Annotated in this window: 16 protein-coding genes; 11 read left to right on the plus strand and 5 right to left on the minus strand. The window is 54.5% G+C overall.

The window, feature by feature from the left end; genetic code table 11:
- The first annotated feature begins 327 nt into the window (after positions 1 to 327).
- The 7 genes from V2P20_RS02185 to V2P20_RS02215 all read left to right on the plus strand — a co-directional run bounded on the left by V2P20_RS02185 (position 328) and on the right by V2P20_RS02215 (position 6,271).
- Positions 328 to 1,608 carry an NAD(P)/FAD-dependent oxidoreductase gene (locus tag V2P20_RS02185; protein WP_331815660.1) on the plus strand — a complete coding sequence of 427 codons (1,281 nt, stop codon included), beginning with the start codon at positions 328 to 330 and terminating at the stop codon, positions 1,606 to 1,608.
- Positions 1,605 to 2,207, plus strand: a complete 603-nt coding sequence (locus tag V2P20_RS02190; RefSeq protein WP_331815662.1) for a DUF3261 domain-containing protein — start codon at positions 1,605 to 1,607, stop codon at positions 2,205 to 2,207. The genes V2P20_RS02185 and V2P20_RS02190 overlap by 4 nt, the downstream gene beginning before the upstream one ends.
- Positions 2,188 to 3,366, plus strand: coding sequence for a beta-ketoacyl-[acyl-carrier-protein] synthase family protein (locus V2P20_RS02195; protein ID WP_331815664.1), 1,179 nt, complete (start codon positions 2,188 to 2,190; stop codon positions 3,364 to 3,366). The genes V2P20_RS02190 and V2P20_RS02195 overlap by 20 nt, the downstream gene beginning before the upstream one ends.
- 151 nt (positions 3,367 to 3,517) lie before the next feature.
- On the plus strand, positions 3,518 to 3,949 hold the full coding sequence (locus V2P20_RS02200; RefSeq protein ID WP_331815666.1) for a hotdog family protein: 432 nt from the start codon (positions 3,518 to 3,520) through the stop codon (positions 3,947 to 3,949).
- A complete protein-coding gene (gene fabG / locus V2P20_RS02205; protein WP_331815669.1) occupies positions 3,946 to 4,671 on the plus strand; it encodes a 3-oxoacyl-ACP reductase FabG in 726 nt (241 codons plus the stop codon). Before V2P20_RS02200 ends, fabG begins: the two co-directional genes overlap by 4 nt.
- Positions 4,671 to 5,894, plus strand: coding sequence for a beta-ketoacyl-ACP synthase (locus V2P20_RS02210; protein WP_331815672.1), 1,224 nt, complete (start codon positions 4,671 to 4,673; stop codon positions 5,892 to 5,894). Before fabG ends, V2P20_RS02210 begins: the two co-directional genes overlap by 1 nt.
- Positions 5,895 to 5,908: 14 nt before the next feature.
- Complete coding sequence (locus tag V2P20_RS02215; RefSeq protein WP_331815675.1) at positions 5,909 to 6,271, plus strand: hypothetical protein; 363 nt, start codon at positions 5,909 to 5,911, stop codon at positions 6,269 to 6,271.
- A 501-nt stretch (positions 6,272 to 6,772) separates the two neighbouring features.
- Here the strand turns inward: V2P20_RS02215 and V2P20_RS02220 are convergent.
- From V2P20_RS02220 to V2P20_RS02240, 5 genes are all read right to left on the minus strand, one after another.
- Positions 6,773 to 8,251, minus strand: a complete 1,479-nt coding sequence (locus tag V2P20_RS02220; protein WP_331815678.1) for a TolC family protein — start codon at positions 8,249 to 8,251, stop codon at positions 6,773 to 6,775.
- Positions 8,248 to 11,346, minus strand: a complete 3,099-nt coding sequence (locus tag V2P20_RS02225; RefSeq protein ID WP_331815681.1) for an efflux RND transporter permease subunit — start codon at positions 11,344 to 11,346, stop codon at positions 8,248 to 8,250. Before V2P20_RS02225 ends, V2P20_RS02220 begins: the two co-directional genes overlap by 4 nt.
- Complete coding sequence (locus V2P20_RS02230; RefSeq protein WP_331815683.1) at positions 11,343 to 12,518, minus strand: efflux RND transporter periplasmic adaptor subunit; 1,176 nt, start codon at positions 12,516 to 12,518, stop codon at positions 11,343 to 11,345. Before V2P20_RS02230 ends, V2P20_RS02225 begins: the two co-directional genes overlap by 4 nt.
- A gap of 720 nt (positions 12,519 to 13,238) precedes the next feature.
- Entirely contained in the window at positions 13,239 to 14,399 is a 1,161-nt protein-coding gene (locus V2P20_RS02235; protein ID WP_331815686.1) for a helix-turn-helix transcriptional regulator, read from the minus strand.
- Between the two features lie 686 nt (positions 14,400 to 15,085).
- Positions 15,086 to 15,208, minus strand: coding sequence for a methyltransferase domain-containing protein (locus tag V2P20_RS02240; protein WP_331815689.1), 123 nt, complete (start codon positions 15,206 to 15,208; stop codon positions 15,086 to 15,088).
- Positions 15,209 to 15,220: 12 nt separating this feature from the next.
- Between V2P20_RS02240 and V2P20_RS02245 the strand changes: the two genes are divergently transcribed.
- The 4 genes from V2P20_RS02245 (at position 15,221) to V2P20_RS02260 (ending at position 18,165) form a co-directional block, all read left to right on the plus strand.
- Positions 15,221 to 15,442 (plus strand): hypothetical protein, encoded by a 222-nt coding sequence (locus V2P20_RS02245; RefSeq protein ID WP_331815692.1) that lies wholly within the window; start codon positions 15,221 to 15,223, stop codon positions 15,440 to 15,442.
- 321 nt (positions 15,443 to 15,763) lie between these two features.
- Positions 15,764 to 16,399, plus strand: coding sequence for a peptidoglycan recognition family protein (locus V2P20_RS02250; RefSeq protein WP_331815695.1), 636 nt, complete (start codon positions 15,764 to 15,766; stop codon positions 16,397 to 16,399).
- The gene (locus V2P20_RS02255; protein ID WP_331815697.1) at positions 16,396 to 16,806 is read left to right on the plus strand and encodes a hypothetical protein; all 411 of its coding nucleotides are present in this window, start codon (positions 16,396 to 16,398) and stop codon (positions 16,804 to 16,806) included. The genes V2P20_RS02250 and V2P20_RS02255 overlap by 4 nt, the downstream gene beginning before the upstream one ends.
- Before the next feature lie 189 nt (positions 16,807 to 16,995).
- Entirely contained in the window at positions 16,996 to 18,165 is a 1,170-nt protein-coding gene (locus V2P20_RS02260; RefSeq protein WP_331815700.1) for an acyl-CoA dehydrogenase family protein, read from the plus strand.
- Positions 18,166 to 18,238 lie beyond the last annotated feature (73 nt).

The following is an 18,238-nucleotide window of genomic DNA, read 5'->3' on the forward strand; positions in this document are numbered from 1 at the left end:
GTTCGACCCGTGGGTCTTCCAGCGTTGAAAAAACTTCCTGTAAACTCAAGGCCACTGTTTGCTCTCCAAAATGCTCAGTATCTCTGATTTTTATGACAATTTATATGCGCTTGCCCTGATTTTAAACGGCGGCCGTTTTTTTCATGTGACGATTGCAGAAAATCGGTTTTTATCGATAGGAGCTGCGGCCCGCACCGCGCCAATGATTGAATGCTGAGAGAAAAAGAGACGAAGCCATTCAGACCGGACAAGCAATCGATGACCCTGATTTCGCCGGACCTATTCTGATATAATTAGCATTTTTTATCAGGTCGTAGGCATTTAACCATGTCATCAGCAGCAGGTCAGCAACAAGGCGCCAATATTCAAAACAGCCATCCTCACCACGTCATCATTATCGGCGCCGGGCCTTCGGGCAGCATCGCCGGAGCCTTGCTGACAAACAAGGGCTATCGCGTCACGATTCTGGAGCGCAATCTGTTCCCGCGCTTCAGCATCGGTGAAAGCCTGTTGCCGCAATGCATGGAATTCATCAAGGAAGCCGGCATGCTGGAAGCCGTCATTAATGCCGGATTTCAATACAAGGACGGCGCCTCGTTCGTGCGCGGCTGCAAATACACCGATTTTTCCTTCGAAGACAAGTTTACCGCCGGCATCGGCACGACCTTCCAGGTACAGCGCGGGGCATTCGACATGCTGCTGGCGCAGGAAGCCGAGCGCATGGGCGTCGAAATCCGTTGGCAGCAAGAGGTCTTGGAGGCCGATTTCTCGGCCGACAGGCCGAAGCTGACTGTGCGCGATGCGTCGGGCGAATTGTCGACCTGTGAAGCCGATTTCGTGCTCGACGCCAGCGGTTTCGGCCGCATATTGCCAAGACTGCTGGATCTGGAATCGCCTTCGGGCTTTCCGGTCCGGCAGGCGTTGTTCACGCATATCGAGGACCGCATCGACGCCGATGTGCGCTTCGACCGGAACAAGATCCGCATTACCGTGCATCCCGACCATGAAGACGTCTGGTTCTGGCTGATACCGTTCAGCAACGGCCGCAGCAGCCTGGGCGTCGTGGCCCGACAGGAATTCTTTGATGCGCTGCCCGCTGACAACAAGGTGGCGTTGCGGCAGGTCGTGGGCCAGGACCCGAGCCTGACGGCACTGCTGGGCAAGGCCGACTTCGACAGCCCCGTGAACACCATTACTGGCTATTCGGCCAATGTCAAAAGCCTGTACGGCGAGGGCTACGCCCTGCTGGGCAATGCCGGCGAATTCCTGGATCCGGTGTTTTCGTCCGGCGTCACGATCGCCATGAAATCGGCCAGCCTGGCCGCCGCGGCTTTGGACCGCCAGTTCAACGGTGAAGCGGTCGACTGGCAGGCCGATTACGCGAGCCCCTTGCAGCGCGGCGTCGACACCTTTCGCGTGTTCGTCGACGCCTGGTACGACGGCCGGTTTCAGGATGTGATCTTCCACGACAAACAGCGGCCCGAAGTCAAGGCGATGATCAGTTCGATACTGGCCGGCTATGCCTGGGACGAAAACAACCCTTACGTCAAAAATGCCCGTTCAAGGCTCGATACGCTGGCGGCATTTTGCCGCAGCGACAAGGAATGACCGGATTGATTGACGCAGCGACCGGCAGGCCGCCCGTTTTTATGGCTGTTTTTTTCATGATGCTGGCCTTGTTGACGGGCTGCTCGGCGCTGCAACACAAAGAAATTGCAGGAGAACCTGTCGCGCTGCCGATTGCGCCGCCGACAGGGCCGGCGCGGCATGTCGTGCAGCAATTGACGGCTACCTGGACAGACAGGCAGGAAACCCTGGTTTGCGTGCTGGAACTGGATGGCCGGCATATCGCCATGGCCGGTCTGACGAACGAAGGGCTGAGCCTGTTCAACTTAAGCTACGACGGCCATACCCTGACGGCCGACAAGAGCCCGCTGCTGCCCGATGCCGTGGCGCCGGAATTCATGATCGCCGATCTGCAGCTGGTCTACTGGCCCGTCGCCGGCCTGGAAAAAATACTGCCGGCCGGCTGGCGGCTGGAGGCCGGCCCGAACGGCCGGATTTTGTATCATCAGGATGATAAGAAGGTTGAAGTCCGCTATTTGTCGCCCGACGCCGCATGGCCCCGGAACGTCGAGCTGACCAACCATCAATACCATTATCGCTTGAACATCAAGACTCTCAGTTATGACGTTTTACCTGAATGATTTAGGTCTCTTATGCGCGCTCGGCGGTTCCAAAGCCGAGGTCGGCAGCCGGCTCACGGCAGGCGACCGCTCGGGGCTGGTGATGACCGATCGGTTCAGTCCCGGGCGCGAGACCATCGTGGGCCGCATTGGCAGCGAATTGCCCGAGATTCCGCCTGAATACAGCGTTTACCAATGCCGCAACAATCAATTGCTGCTGGCCGCTCTGGAACAAATCAGGCCGACCGTCGATGCGATGACCGCATCGTTCGGGCGCGACCGCATCGGCGTCGTCATCGGCACCAGTACGTCGGGCGTACTAAGCACCGAACAGGCACTGGCTTCGGTGACGCAAACCGGCGCCTTACCCGACCGGTTCCACTACAAGCAGCAGCAAATGGGCGCCGGCGCCGAGTTTCTGACTGCTTATCTGAACCTGGCCGGGCCTGCCTACACGATCTCCACAGCCTGCTCGTCCAGCGGCAAGGCGTTTGCTTCGGCGCGCCGACTGCTCAATCTGGGCCTTTGCGATGCGGTCATCGTCGGTGGCGCCGACAGCCTGTGCGGCCTGACCATCAACGGGTTCGCCGCGCTTGAATCGATCAGCGCCGGCCACTGCAAGCCGTTCGGCCGTCACCGCGACGGCATCAACATCGGCGAGGCGGCCAGCCTGTTCGTGCTGAGCCGGCAGCCCGGCCCCGTGGCCTTGCTGGGCATCGGCGCCACCAGCGATGCCTACCACTTTTCGGCGCCGGACCCGGCCGGCACGGCCGTGATCAAAGCCATGCAGCTGGCCCTGGCCGATGCCGGCAAGACGCCCGATCAAATCGATTACCTGAACCTGCACGGCACTGCCACGGTATTGAACGATGCCATGGAAAGCGCGGCCGTCAACGCCGTGTTCGGGCCGGCGCTGACGGTCAGTTCCAGCAAGGGCATGACCGGCCATACCCTGGGCGCGGCGGCCGCGCTGGAGCTGGGTTTCTGCTGGCTGCTGCTGACCGGCGGCAGCGAAGACGCTCTGATCCCCAATGTCAGCGGCGACGAGCCCGATCCCGAACTGGCGCCGCTGCATCTGGTAAAAAAAGGCGAGCGCCTGGGGCGGCGCATTGAGACCTGCCAGAGCAATTCGTTCGCGTTCGGCGGCAACAATCTTTCGATAGTGGTGGGCAGAGCATGATCGGCTATGGAAGAATTAAAGGCATAAATAGATTTGCCACAAAGGACACGAAGCTTTGTAGGGTATGCATCGCATACCTTTTTCAACATCTGCCGGCCCATCATGAATCCGGGATGGCACGCGCTGCGTACTCTACAACTTTCATAGCCTCATGAACGATTTTCCCGCTATTGCCGAACTGATCCCGCATACCGGCCCGATGATACTGCTGGACCGCGTCATTGCCTTTGATGAAGATAGTTTATCGGCCGAACTGGTCGTGCGCAGCGGCCTGTTCGGCGACGATAAAACCGTGCCGGCCTGGGTCGGCATCGAATACATGGCGCAGACCATCGGCGCCTATGCCGGCATGAAAGCCAGGCTCGCCGGGGAGCCGATCAGGCTCGGCTTCCTGCTGGGTACGCGGCGTTACAGCGGCAACGCAGCCGAATTCAAGGTCGGCACTGCCTTGACGGTGCATGTCGAGAAAATCATGCAGGACGACAGGCTGGGCGCTTTCGAATGCCGGATTCTGGGCGAAGGCATCGAGATCAGCGCCAATCTGAATGTTTACCAACCTCCGCTTAATGACACAGAGTTATGAATAAAACGATTTTAGTAACAGGCTCCAGCCGCGGCATCGGCAAGGCCATTGCCCTGTATCTGGCCGAGCGCGGCTTCGATCTGGTGCTGCACTGCCGCAGCCGGCGCGCCGAAGCCGAGGCCGTCGCCGGCGACATCGAGCGACTGGGCCGGACTGCCCGCATTCTGCAATTCGACATCGCCGACCGGGCGCAATGCGCCGAGCGGATCAACGCCGATATCGAGGCCTTCGGCGCTTACTACGGCGTGGTCTGCAACGCCGGCATCACGGCCGACAACGCCTTTCCGTCGCTGACCGGCGCGCAGTGGGACAGCGTCGTGCACACCAATCTGGACGGCTTCTACAATGTCCTCTATCCCGTGATCATGCCTATGGTCAGGCGCCGCAAGCCTGGCCGCATCGTGACGCTGTCGTCGGTGTCGGGGCTGATCGGCAATCGCGGCCAGGTCAACTACAGCGCGGCCAAGGCCGGCATCATCGGCGCCACGAAAGCGCTGGCGCTGGAACTGGCCAAGCGCGACATTACCGTCAACTGCGTGGCGCCGGGCCTGATCGATACCGAAATGGTCAGCGAACTGCCGCTCGATGAGATCAAAAAAATAGTGCCGGCTCGGCGCGTCGGCAATCCGCGCGAAGTGGCTGCGGCCGTGGCCTTCCTGATGTCGGACGATGCCGGCTACATCACGCGCCAAGTCATTTCCGTGAACGGAGGCCTGTGCTGATGAGGCGGGTCGTTGTGACCGGCATGGCCGGCATATCGCCGATAGGCAACGATTGGCCGCAGGTCGCAGCGCGGCTGAAAGCCCAAGCCACCGGCATCCGCTATATGGCCGACTGGGAAAAATACCGGGGCTTGAATACGCGGCTCGGCGCGCCGGCCGATTTCACGAAGCCGGCGCATTATACGAGAAAGCAGACGCGCAGCATGGGCCGCATCGCCCTGCTGGCCGTTTACGCGACCGAACTGGCGCTGGCCGATGCCGGACTTTTAGGCGATCCTTGCCTGAGCAGCGGGCAGACGGGCATTGCCTACGGCAGTTCGGCTGGCAGCCTCGAGGCGGTGGCCGAATTCGGCAATATGCTGATCAATCATGCCGTCGACGGCCTCAACGCCACATCCTATATCCGCATGATGGGGCATACGGCGCCGGTCAATATCGGCCTGTTTTTCGGCATCAACGGCCGCGTTTATACGACTTCCAGCGCCTGTACCTCGGGCAGCCAGGGCATAGGCTATGCCTACGAGGCGATCAGGCACGGCTACCAGACCGTGATGGTGGCCGGCGGCGCCGAGGAGCTTTCGGCCTCCGAAGCAGCCGTGTTCGACACGCTGTTCGCGACCTGCATCCGCAACGACGAGCCGCACCGAAGGCCCCGGCCTTTTGACCGCGACCGCGACGGGTTGGTCATCGGCGAGGGTGCCGGCACGCTGATTCTGGAAGAGCGCGAGCATGCGCTGGCGCGCGGTGCGCATATTTACGCCGAGGTGGCCGGCTTCGGCACCAACTCGGACGGCCTGCACGTCACCCAGCCCAACAGCGAGAGCATGCAGATCGCCATGCGTCTGGCGCTGCAGGATGCGGGGCTTGAAGCGGCCGACATCGGCTACATCAGTGCGCACGGCACGGCGACCGATCACGGCGACGTCGCCGAAAGCCATGCCACGGCGGCCGTGTTCGGCTCGCGTACGCCGATCAGCGCCATGAAAAGTTATACAGGCCATACGCTGGGCGCCTGCGGCGCGCTGGAAGCCTGGACGGCCATCCGGATGATGAACGAGGGCTGGTTCCATCCCACCGCCAATCTGGACCACATCGATCCCAAATGCGCGGAGCTTGATTACATAACAGGCGATGTCCGGATTCTGGAATGCGAACACATCATGAGCAATAATTTCGCTTTTGGTGGTATAAATACATCTCTGATTTTCAAACGCGTAGCATAGAGGAAGAAATAAAAATGATAAGAAAAATTTGTGGGGTTCTAGCGTTAGCGGCAGCCGTAACGGGCTGTACGACAACGGGACATTTCAAGGTGCCGGAAGGATCGCAACTGTATGTTTATAAACGGCCGGAGCCGGTAGATATCAAGGCCAACGGCGAAGTCACGACCAAACCTTTCTTCTGGACTGCGGCAGGCATGCCGCCCGGCGGCGGCATCCCCTACCGTCTGGAGCAGAACGGCCAGACCGTCAAGGAAGGCAAGTTGAGAGCCAAATTCCGCACCGTTTCCATCTTCTGGCCACCGGCGGCCCTCATCTACTGGCCGATGGGCTTCAATCCGGATATTACTTACGACTTGGTTAACGACAAGCAGGAATAGCCGGCCGGGCAAGGGCTTTAGCCACGGCTTTAGCCACGGCTGAAGCCCTTTTACTCCCATCGAATTCAACAACGTCTCTTCGCGGTTTTCGGACATGCCAAAGTCGAGCTATTCCAAGGCGCCGACATCGGGCCTGCTCCACCATAAATACGGCGTTTTCACTCACTTCAACTAAATTTGCGATCGAACTTGGCCGCGCCGAGTTTCAAGTTTGAATTAGGAATCGATAGAAGCCTGCGTTACTTCTATCGTTTGGGCTGAATCAAATTTTGAACGGTTCGTTGAAAATGTTGCTTCGGCATTATTTTCGGTGTTGCTTGTGTGGCGGCTCTCTTACCAAGACAATAAGTCCTCGAGTTTAAGAAGGTAACCTTTCACAAGCAGCGGAACGGCACCGCCCCGTTTGAGCTTCAACGCTTGAGTAAGTTTGTCTGTTTCACCGAATGTGTCTACAACCCATGCTACGCAGCCTATTGCTGTAATGGGTATCATGGAAATTCATTATTGAAGAGCAAGTTCGGCTGTCCATCCTCCTCCAAAGGCCCGGTAGAGCGAAACTACGGATACGCGTACCGCAGTTTCGGCTTTGGCACGTTCATCCGCAACGGCGAGTTTGCTGCGCTGGGCATCCAACACAGACAAATAATCATTAGCGCCACGCTGATATAGCGCATTGGCAAGCCGGTAGGCTTTCTCTGCCGCTGTTTCGGCATGGAACATCTGCTCACGACGCTCCAGCGAAGCGGTATGCGCGACGAAAGCGTTCTCCACATCTTCTAGGGCAAGCAGAAAGGTCTTTTCGTAATTCGCCGCGACTTGATCCAAGCGGGCATCCGCGGCAGCGATATGGGCCTGGATGCGCCCGGCGCTGAATATCGGCGCTGTCAGTCCCGAGCCGAGCGCATAAACACTTTCGGCAAGACTTGGAACGCCGCTCACCGCCAGCGCACCGAAACCGCCGTTCGCCGACAACACTAACTTCGGGAACAAATCGGCCCGCGCCGCACCAAGACCGGCCGCCATGGCGCTGACCTCGGTTCGCGCCAAGCGCAGGTCCGGCCGTTGTTCCAACAAGCCCGAAGGTAGCAGCCGAGGGATGTTCGGCGTTTTTGCAGGCAACAGATCGGCATCAGCCAATCGGCTTTCCAGACTTTCCGGCGGCTCGCCCAACAACACCGCAAGACGATGGATCAAGTTGGAGGCCGCACTCGTGAGAACCGGAAGCGAGCTCTCGGTGGTGCGTAGCAGGGTTTCCTGGCGGGCGATATCCCATTGGTTGCTCAAGCCGGTGCGATTGAATGCTTGTAGCGCTCTCAATCGTTCTCGCTGGATATTGATGTTTTCCCGCAGGATGCCGGTACGCTGCTGCACGCCGCGCAACTCCAGATAATTCGTCGCTACCTGGGCCAGCAGACTTACTTGCACTGCATGAAGGGCTTCCTCAGCTCCTTCAGCCTGAGCGGCGGCGGCTTCCGCTTCCAGGTGCCTGGCGCCAAATAGGTCGATTTCCCAGCGCGCGGCCAGTCCTCCGCTGATCATATCGGCAGCGGGTATGAGCAGCCCGAGGCCTTGATTGGTCGGTACACTTATGACCCGGTCGATTCTTTTTTCCCGGCCACCGGCTGCGGCCAAGCCAATGCTGGGATATAGCGCCGATTCGGCGGCAGCGGTCATGGCTTTAGCTTCGCTGATACGCGCTATAGCTATCCTGAGATCGTGATTGTTCGCCAAGGCTTGGACAATCAGGGCGTTCAGCTTCGGATCCTGAAACCCTTGCCACCATGTTTTAAGATTTGCCGGATTAGAATTCGTTCGGGCATCGGGAGCATGATGCCAATCCTCGGGCGGCACTATCTTGTTTACCGGATTGCCGACACGGGTCGGGGTGCAAGCGCTCAACTCAATCAGTATTGCCAGAATGGGGAGCACTAGCCGATGCCGCCTGGTTATCTTGAAAACCGGCAATTTTTTTAGATTCATTGGGAAGTTCCGTTTTCGGGTGACAAGATCAGGGATGATTTGGCATCGGGAGGCGCACTTTTCACCCTGAACCAAGCCGCATAGAGCGCAGGCAGGAAGAAAACCGTCAGCACCGTGGCGACAGTGAGTCCGCCCATAATGGCGACAGCCTGCGGCCCGAAGAAATCGTTGCGCGATAACGGGATCATCGCCAGGATGGCCGCCGCCGCAGTTAGCAGGATGGGCCTAAAGCGCCGCACCGTCGATTCGACGATGGCGGTCCAGGTATCGAGTCCGGCTTTTTGGTCCTGCTCTATCTGGTCCACCAGGATCACCGAGTTGCGCATGATCATGCCGGACAGGGCGAGGATGCCCAGCAGGGCCACGAAGCCGAAAGGTGCCCGAAACAGCAGCAGGGCGAACGCCGCGCCTATTACTCCTAAAGGCGCGGTAACAAACACCAAAAAGGTCCGGGACAGATTCTGCAATTGCATCATCAGCAAGATCAGCGTTACGATCAGGACCAATGGAATCCAGACCAGGATCGACTTTTGCGCGATCCAGGCGTCTTCTTTGGAGCCACCTGTTTCCAAAAAATAACCGGCCGGCAACTGGTTCTGGATAGGTTTGAGTTTTGGGATGATTTCAGACGCCACGTCGGGAGCCATCTTGCCGTCGACCACATCGGCGCGCACTGAAATGGCCGGGAAGCGGTTGCGGCGCCAACGCACGCCGTCCTCGAATACGGTTTCGAACTTGACGAACTGCGACAACGGCGCGACCCGGCCGTTGCCAGTGCGCACAGTCACGTCGGGTAAGCGGTCGGCGGCAGTACGCAAGTCGTTTTGCGCCCGCCAGACGATATCGATCAGTTTGTCGTTTTCCCGGAACTGCCCGGCGGGAATACCCGTGTAGTGCGCCTGCAAGGCTTGCGACAGGCTTGAGGTAGAAACACCGACTGCACGGGCCTTTTCTTGGTCGAGCACTAAGCGTAGCGACGGAATCCGGTCATGCCAATCGTCATTCACATCCACGGTATTGGGGTTGGCGCGCATGATCTCGCTCACCCGGTCTGCAATGTTCCGAACGATCGCGGGATCTTCACCGAACACCCTGAACACCAGCGGATAATCCATCGGCGGGCCAACATTAAGCCGCATGACGCGTCCGCGCACTTGTGGAAAATCAGTCGCGAAAGCCTGCCGAATACGCTGCATCACTCGTTCGCGGGCACCGTTGTCCTTGGTCATCACCACGAATTCGGAGAGATTGGTATTGGCGAGCTGTTGTACGATCAGCAGAAAGAAGCGTGGCGTGCCGCCGCCGATATAGGCCGTGTAATTCAACACGTCTTCGTCTTTACTCAAGATGTCTTCCATGCGCTTGGCGACCGCTTCGCTTTGCGCAAAGGAACTGCCTTCGGGCAGCCACAGGTCGATGATGACCTCAGGCCGATTCGACAGCGGGAAAAATTGTTCGGGAACTTGGGTCAACGTTGCCACGCCTATGCCGAATAATACGACTGTGGCGATAACAACTTTTTTGCAATGCTCCACGCACCATGCCACCCAATAGCGCAAGCGATTGTAAAACGGCGTGTCGAACAAGTCGTGCTCATGCGCGCTATGGGGCTGAACCCTGAGCAACAGGAAACCCAGGTAGGGCGTAAAAACAACCGCGCCTATCCACGACAGCAATAATGAGATAGCCATCACCTGGAATATCGCCACCGTGTATTCGCCCGCTTGCGATTCGGCCAAACCCACCGGCAGGAAGCCGACAATAGTGATCAAGGTACCGGTCAGCATCGGGAAGGCGGTGGCACGGTAGGCGTAAGTCGCTGCATTTATCCTGCCCCAGCCCTCTTCCAGCTTGCGCGCCATCATCTCGACAGCGATCATGGCGTCGTCCACCAGCAATCCGAGGGCAAGGATCAAAGCGCCTAATGAAATACGGTGGATTTCCATGCCGAACAGCAACATGCACAGCAGTGTTCCTGACAGTACCAGCGGCACCGTCAACGCAACTACGGAACCGGTGCGGAAACCGAGGCTCAAAAAGCTAACCAGCAGCACCGCGCCCAAAGCTTCGAAGAAGGTGGACAGGAATTCGCCGATGGCTTTTTTGACTACACGCGGCTGATCGGCGACCTGATCGATATCCATCCCTAGCGGGAGTTCGCCCTCGATTTGAATCTTGGCGGCTTCCAGCGCCTTGCCCAGTTCCAAGACATCGCCGCGCTTGTTCATGGTGATGCCGAGACCGATGGCTTCCTTGCCGTTGACGCGCATTTTGAGCTCAGGCGGATCAATGTATCCTCGCTTAACCTGAGCGAAATCGTTGACGCGTAAGGTGCGGCCTTGAATATGTACCGGCAGGTTGGCGATGCTCTCTACCGAATCGAATTGGCCGGTAATGCGTATCGGCAAATTACGTTGGGCAGCGTATACCATTCCCGCTGAGGTCATGCTGTTTTGCGCTTGCAACGCCTCGGCAACCGTATTGGTATCCAATCCCAGTTCAGCCAGTTTTTTGTCGGAAAATTCGATGTAAATTTTTTCGTCTTGAGTGCCGATCAGATCGACTTTTTCGACATCCCTGACCCGCAGCAGCTGTTGACGTGCTGAGTCGGCCGCTTTTTTCAGCTCGGCATAACTAAAATCTTTTCCCGAAAAGGCATAGATCAAGCTATAGGTATCGCCGAATTCGTCATTGAAAAACGGCCCGACGCTGCCGGGCGGCAATGTCAGGCGAATGTCGTCAACCTTTTTGCGCACCTGATACCAAAGGTTGGGGATTTCCTTAGGCGGCGTGTCTTCACGCGGGGTCACGAAAATGACCGATTCGCCTGGTTTGGAATAGCTGCGCAAAATGTCCAGGTTCGGCAATTCCTGGATTTTCTTTTCCAGTCGATCGGTCAGCTGCTGTTCGACTTCCAGCGCCGTCGCGCCCGGATAGAAAGTTTTGACGACCATGACCCGGAAGGTAAACTCGGGATCTTCCCGTTGGCCAAGACGGAAATAGGCAAAAAGCCCGCCGAGTAACAACAGCACCATGATGAAGCCGGTGAAAGCGCGGTAATTTAGTATCCAGGCGCTGAGATTGAATTCTTTCATTGACGAGTTTCCCCGTTTGCGCCACTGTCGCCAGCTATTTCCAGCGTGAGTTTTTGTGGTAAACGCACGGTTTGACCTTCGATCAGACGATTTGCGCCGGCACTAACGACCAACTGCCCGGCTGCCAGTCCTGTAACTTCAACCTGTTCACTGGATAACGCTGCACCGATTCGTACCGGTACGGCGTTGACTGTAGAGGTGCGCTCGTCGACTAACCAAACGCAAGGCTGCCCCGGTTTATTCTGGGAGGTAAAGACAGCCGAGAGCGGAACAATGAGATTGGAGGGCGTATTTGAAGGTATCCAAACCGTCGCTGTCATGCCCAGACGCACATCGTCCTGGCCTTCCAGAACAGCCGCCTTGACTCGATATGTGCGGCTGACGGGATCGGCTGCCGCCGCAATCTCGCGGATGCGCGCCTTGATTCGCTTGTCGCCATCGACCCACAAGGTTACGCTGACTTCCTGCTGAAGTTTGATCTCGCCAACACGATGCTCGGGAATGTCAATATGTATTTCCTTCTCATCAAGCTGGGCTAACTTGATGACAGGCTGACCGGCGGCAACCATCTGCCCGGCCTCGACTGTCAATGCTGTCACCACGCCATCGCGGTCGGCCAGTAAATCGGTGTAAGTTAACTGGTTGCCGGTTTGCCCAAGCTGGGCTTCGAGCGCTGCAACCTTTTGCTGTGCATTAATGTAGAGTGTTTGATGACGATCCAGTTCAGGCTGGCTGATGACGTTTTGATCGAACAATTCCCGGTATCTAGTCAAGTCGTCTTTAGTGTATTCGCGGTCGGCTTTAGCGGCTATAAGCTGGGCTTTGATGTTCTGTTCCGCAAAGCGGTAATCGCTAGGATCAAGCTTTGCCAGTACCTGACCTTTGTGCACCCGCTCACCAATATCGACAGAACGGTTTATCAGTTTTCCTGCCACCCGGAACGATAAGGCCGTCTCAAAACGAGCCCGAACCTCTCCGGGAAAAGGTCTGTCGTTTTGTCCTTTTTGATTTGTAATTCGAACAACGTTGACCGGGCGAAGAGTTTGCCGGTCTTTATTTTGATGCGTACATCCCGCCAATATCAAAATTAATAAGCCTATCAAGCTGTTAAGAGAGATATTTCTGAAGAATAAAGACAATAGGCCGCTGCCGGGCAAATGGCGAAAATTCATCTACACTCCAAATTTAATATAGCTACACACAGGGTAAGAAGGTTCTCGACTTGTATCTATTTAACCGGGCGAACAATCCCTTCTGTCCCCTGGAAAAAATTAGGATGAGAGAATAAAAGATATTTTGCCTTGCTTTACTATCTCTCCCGGCAATCGCTACAGTTACCTTCGACTCTTTTATTAGACAATCCAAGCAGGCTGAACCCGCTGTAATAGCCTATGAGCAAATAAATTAAATCAATCGATTCAACAATGCATCACCCGTTAGGGTGAAAAATGAACCGGGGAGTCGCTATTTTTGCGAAAGCTTGTTTTTGGCCTCTCAGCCCAAGCAAGCAGCAAAAATCACGCAACCGCTATTGCCTGCGGCCTTCGCCTTAATCCAACAAGGGGTTAAGGTATCCATCCACAATGACTCGCAGCTTCCGCATCCTGCTCACGCTAAGTACCTGCATCCCTGCAGGCAACGCGATGTCGGATAGCTTTGCATTTTCCTTCCGCAAACAGCGCAGTGGGAAAACGTCCAGCCCTATCGCTTCTGGGGACTACTCGGCTTCCCGTCTCGTAGCGAGATGTAACAGAAGGTGAGGCAATTTGACGGGAAAGCTGGAATGAGGAAGTCTTTATTTCGATTCTTCCTCATCTATCCCCTCCAGCATACTCGCGATCATAAGGGGAAAGGCTTGAAAATAAATCTGTGGGAATATAAGCAGGTGAGGATCAATCTTTTGTTAAAGCGGTATTAGCCGGTGATGCAAGCATACCAAAACCTGTTGTCAGTAGTTGTATGAGTTCGGATTGACGATGCGTGCCCGTTTTTGCCAGTACCTGCTTTAACTGCGTTTTTACGGTGTTATTGCTGATATATTGTGTTTTCGCATAATCGCCTGGCGTTTGTCCACGCAGTAAAGCGGTCGCGAGTTTGGCTTCGGCCGGGGATAAGCCGTAGCATTGCATCAACAGGTTGCCGTCTAAATCGAGCAGCATATCCGGGTCGCCAATAAATAGCACAACGGATGGCTCCGAATCGAAAAAAGGTAAGGGTTGGTTTTTTAGCGATATCACTATGGCCGATAACGGTCGCTTTGTGCTATCCCGGTGCAAACTCATCGCATTGCTTTGCCCCAGTTCTGCGGCATTGCCGATTAACTGATTCAAGGCGCGGGTTTCATTAGCGTTACCCGTCAGACAGCGGCCTGCGGCATCGAGACAAAAGCCATCAGAAGAGCGGATTAAAATGTCTGCCATGTGATTGACAAATATGGCTTGGCCGCATTTATCGAACACAACCAATCCGACTGGCAAGCGGTTCAAGAGGACGGTATCCGTAGTTAGCACGCTTTTAACTTCGAAAAATTTCTTGTGGATCATACAAGAACGGCGCAGATGCGGCACCAAGCGGGCGAAGAGTGCTGTTTCATCAGCAGAAAATGGTTGTTGTTTGGATCTAAAAATCGACAGACGCACTGTCAGCGTATCCCGCTTGATAAGATGCCCGATCATGGCATGAAAATAATCCTGCGGTTTAAGCCAATCGTTATACCATTCAGTCTTGACAAATTCCTGCACGGGAAACAGGCGATCAGATGTTATCAGTTCGCCTTCAGGTAAATCTTTGGAATTTTCAAGCCAAACATTGACCTTGGAATAATAGCGCTCGTAAGACACGACGGTTTCAGGGTCTGTGCGGACGGTTTGAATAAAGGAAATGCCATCGCTACGGCAAGTGGAACTGCGGTCAGCAAAATCGACCAGATAAAGTGCTGTGCCCTTGCTTTTGAAAGTATCCGACAACTGTTCCAGAAAAACCGGCCATAACTCCGGCATGACCGCAGCATCGTAGATTTTTCCAATTAAATGATCATATTGGTTTTCGTCCATAACTCTATTGGTTCTGTCGCAAAATTTAAACAAATGTAGATAGCGCCTATTTTTTAGACAAAATTATCCTGTTCGAGCCATAAACTGCTTATAAGCAGGAATGCTTTCTTCAATAAGCTACCTCCTTTCAAATCATATGCGCCGTTTCAGTGGCACGATACAAATAAATCCATTCACCTTTAACTTTAATACTGGTTTCATTCATGCACCAGAAAGCAGCGTAGTGGACAGAGAAGAAAACAACGTAGAGAGTAACGGCTTTCCGGATAGTGAGCGCCTTTAAAATCAATCATGGGATCATGTGATTTTCTGAAAATTGATACATTTTCTCTCACTTCAACTAACCTGAATATTTCACCACGAAGGAGACGAAGTACATGAAAGTTTTTCAATTCAAATGCTTGCCTATGTTTCCGGACGAATTCATAAAGTGACGGGAAGAAAATGGCAACACCTTGATTTTATTCGTGTTTCCGATTGCTGTTCCAGACGCAATTCTACCTCCTGCATCCATGCAGTCGTTCGTGATCTCTATGGTTTCATGAAATATCCGGGCTAGCGAGATAGACTCATCAGGCGTTTTCAGTACATGCATCGGATGCCGGGACAGCGCGTATCAAGAAAGAATGGATGAATTTCCGGCACGATTCGGCAAACAGCAAAATGCCGCCGGGTTTAAGTACGCGTTAAAACTCAGCGATGACTTTTTCATGCTGCACGATATGGTGAAAGCTCTGATAGCAGAAGATCATGTCGAATGACTGGTCGGTATAAGGCAAGGCTTTGGCATTGCCGGCCGTTATAATCACAGGGCGCTGGCAGTGTTCAGCCTACCGGACGTCATCGCCTATCAGCGCATCATCGATTTCAATGGCGTAGATATAGGCCAGATTGAAATGCTGGTCGAGCATCCTGAACGCATGGCCGCGCCCACAGCTAATATCCAGTATGGTGGAATAGACGGGCCGATTGCCGAGAAATCAAAGTCTCTGGAGCATCGAGCGCTCGTTTCAGCACGCGCTGCCGCCACATGTCCATATTGAGAAACCAGATTTAGAACGCGCTTTCTTTTACCCAGTGCGTTGATGGCATTGTTTGAACCCATCCTGAATGTCGATTTTAGAGAGAGGCATTGTAAGGTACAGGATTTAAATAGTTATTCGGGATGCAAACGCTTTTTATGGGCAGGACTTACGCAGTTTGCCTGTTCATCCGCCGAAACAAGCGGTTTTAAAGCCTGATGGGTTAAAAATCCGGATTTTGTTACGAAGAGCACATAGATAACGCTACATTTACTATCTGAGAGTGATTTAATTACAGCGAGTTTGTTTTTAGGAAATTAAATATTAAATTAAGGAGAACACATGGCTGAATCGACTTCAGATCTGGCTGTAGAGATAAAAAACGGCAAGCTGGTTACACCCAAAATAATCGATAAAGTTAATAGCAAAATCGAGAAAGGCTCGCTGTCAATTGTAAATGCAATAATTATTCATCAGACGGGGTCAGGTAATGCTCAGTCCTCGCTCAGTAGTTATAACGATGGCGCTAACGGCGCTCATTTTCTGATAGATAAGGATGGGACGATTTATCAGACGGCGCGTATTAATCAAAAGTGTTGGCATGTAGGCAATATCCGTAGCCGGTGCGGCGAGTTGAAATCATGTTCTGCCGATGAGTTAAAGAAAATTGAAGCCATTCTTTTTAAGAAAGGGGAAGCTTACGGAGTCCGTATCAAAAATCTTAGCAAGCACGAGATGAGCAAGAATTATCCAGATCGATATCCGACCAATGAAGACTCCTTGGGAATCGAAATAGTCGGCAGCTTTGACTCAAAGTCGGATTCTTATGAGATAGTCAATAAGCAGCAAAACAGTTCTTTAACCTGGCTCATTTCTGTACTCCAGTCCAGTTTGAGTCTGTCCGGTAATGATATTTATCGTCATCCCGAAGTTTCATATAAACAAGCATCTGAAGCCAAAACGGCGCAATGGAAATGATTACTGATCTAAAGAGGCATTATCAGTCTACGAGAAAATGGGGCAATGTCTTGATAATTCTTTTTCAGGTGAGTTGTTCGTTTATACCCAAAGAATCTACTTCGCTGGATAAGATTTATGTGACCGAAGCAGGGTTTGAAAATGGAGGGGAATTCTGCAGTGACTTCAGCATGTCTGCTGAAGACGTGTCCGCTTTTTTCAATCGGGCCAAGATAATCGATCAGGCCGGTTTACACGCAAATTTTGATTATCTTCCCTGTTATATCCGAGGTCGTGCAATGTTGGATGGTTCTAACGTTACCTGGGAAATCCGAGCCGGTGGTACTGGAAAATTGCTTATGCCAGATGGTCAAGTATCTCTTTATGGTTGTTCGACTTGTAATGATCTATTCGGAGGTCGGAATTAAGTCAAAAGAGTCATCTTCATCATTTCTCGAAAACGACTGCTCTTTGATCAGGAACTCCTGAAGTCTTGCGCTACGAAGTTTATAGCATTTCCATAAATAAATTATGGTTTTCATGGGTTATAATCCGGTCTAGGCAGGCGATGAGTTTCGCGCCTGAATTCGATTACGATGTAAATACAGGAGACTTTCATGTCCACAACCGATACCCTTCTAAGAGCCGTTCGGGAAATCGAGCCGATCATCCGGCAGCACGCGTCTGAAGCCGAGCGCAACCGGAAGCTGGCCGCGCCCGTAGCCAAAGCAATGCACCAGGCAGGACTTTACCGGCTGTGGCGGCCGAAGGCGTTCGGCGGCTTCGAGCTTGATCCAGTTTCCGGTTTACGCATTATCGAGGCCGTTTCACGCATCGACAGCGCGGCGGGCTGGAACCTGCAAATCGCCGTCGCACACGATATGTTCGCGCCCTGGTTCAGTGACCAGGCCGCGCAGGAGATTTTCAATGTCGACGCGATTCCGGTCGGCGCTTTCAATCCCGCGCGCAAAGCCGTTCCGGTCGCGGGCGGCTATCGCATCTCAGGACGCACGTCATTCGTGAGCGGCGCGCACCATGCCACGGCATTTATCGGCTTCGCCAATATGTATGACGGCGACAAGTTGCGCCTGGATGCCAATGGCGTGCCCGAGATGCGATTGATTGCAGTTCCCGCAGCCGAAGCCGAAATCGTCGACAACTGGAACACGATGGGCATGCGCGGCAGCGGCAGCCATGACGTCGAGATGCGGGACGCGTTCATCCCTGAGCACTGGGCCGCGCCGTGGGGGCCGCTGGAGAAGCCGGGCAGCGCCTATCAAGGCCCGCTTTACCGGCTGACGGTCTGGCCGGCGATCGCGGCGCTCGTCGCGCCGGCGCTCGGCATCACACGCGCGGCCATCGATGGAGCGATAGAACTCATCATCAACAAGACGCCGGCCTATGGCGCTAGGACGCTCAAAGATTACGGGGTCGTGCAGTCGCAGCTAGCGCAGGCCGAAGCCAAGCTCGGCGCCAGCCGCGCCTTTTTCTTTGGCACGCTCGAAGAAGCCTGGCAGGAAGCCGTTTCCGGCAGGCCCATCACAGTAGCGCTGAAAGGCCGGATGCAACTGGCCATGACGCATGCCACGCTCGAATGCGCGAAGGCCGTGAGCCTCATTCACGAGATCGCCGGCGCTTCGGGCATCCGCGAGGAGTATGCCTTTGAGCGGCACTTCCGCGACATTCACGTCATCACGCAGCACGGCTTTTTGAATGCCAGCAAGCTGGAATCGGTCGGGCAGATCCTGCTCGGGCTCGATCCCGAGTGGCCGTTTTTCCAATTCTAAGCTTGAAATACGGACCTATTCAAAAAGCGGTCCAGATGTTATATTAGAAAGTAATGATTTATTAAACAACGGG

This window comes from Methylobacter sp. Wu1 (assembly GCF_036553575.1).
Taxonomy (GTDB): domain Bacteria; phylum Pseudomonadota; class Gammaproteobacteria; order Methylococcales; family Methylomonadaceae; genus Methylobacter.

Coding starts and splice junctions, on each gene's coding strand:
- V2P20_RS02185 (WP_331815660.1), top strand. CDS start 328: ATGTCATCAGCAGCAGGTCAGCAACAAGGCGCCAATATTCAAAACAGC.
- V2P20_RS02190 (WP_331815662.1), top strand. CDS start 1,605: ATGACCGGATTGATTGACGCAGCGACCGGCAGGCCGCCCGTTTTTATG.
- V2P20_RS02195 (WP_331815664.1), top strand. CDS start 2,188: ATGACGTTTTACCTGAATGATTTAGGTCTCTTATGCGCGCTCGGCGGT.
- V2P20_RS02200 (WP_331815666.1), top strand. CDS start 3,518: ATGAACGATTTTCCCGCTATTGCCGAACTGATCCCGCATACCGGCCCG.
- fabG (WP_331815669.1), top strand. CDS start 3,946: ATGAATAAAACGATTTTAGTAACAGGCTCCAGCCGCGGCATCGGCAAG.
- V2P20_RS02210 (WP_331815672.1), top strand. CDS start 4,671: ATGAGGCGGGTCGTTGTGACCGGCATGGCCGGCATATCGCCGATAGGC.
- V2P20_RS02215 (WP_331815675.1), top strand. CDS start 5,909: ATGATAAGAAAAATTTGTGGGGTTCTAGCGTTAGCGGCAGCCGTAACG.
- V2P20_RS02220 (WP_331815678.1), bottom strand. CDS start 8,251: ATGAATCTAAAAAAATTGCCGGTTTTCAAGATAACCAGGCGGCATCGG.
- V2P20_RS02225 (WP_331815681.1), bottom strand. CDS start 11,346: ATGAAAGAATTCAATCTCAGCGCCTGGATACTAAATTACCGCGCTTTC.
- V2P20_RS02230 (WP_331815683.1), bottom strand. CDS start 12,518: ATGAATTTTCGCCATTTGCCCGGCAGCGGCCTATTGTCTTTATTCTTC.
- V2P20_RS02235 (WP_331815686.1), bottom strand. CDS start 14,399: ATGGACGAAAACCAATATGATCATTTAATTGGAAAAATCTACGATGCT.
- V2P20_RS02250 (WP_331815695.1), top strand. CDS start 15,764: ATGGCTGAATCGACTTCAGATCTGGCTGTAGAGATAAAAAACGGCAAG.
- V2P20_RS02255 (WP_331815697.1), top strand. CDS start 16,396: ATGATTACTGATCTAAAGAGGCATTATCAGTCTACGAGAAAATGGGGC.
- V2P20_RS02260 (WP_331815700.1), top strand. CDS start 16,996: ATGTCCACAACCGATACCCTTCTAAGAGCCGTTCGGGAAATCGAGCCG.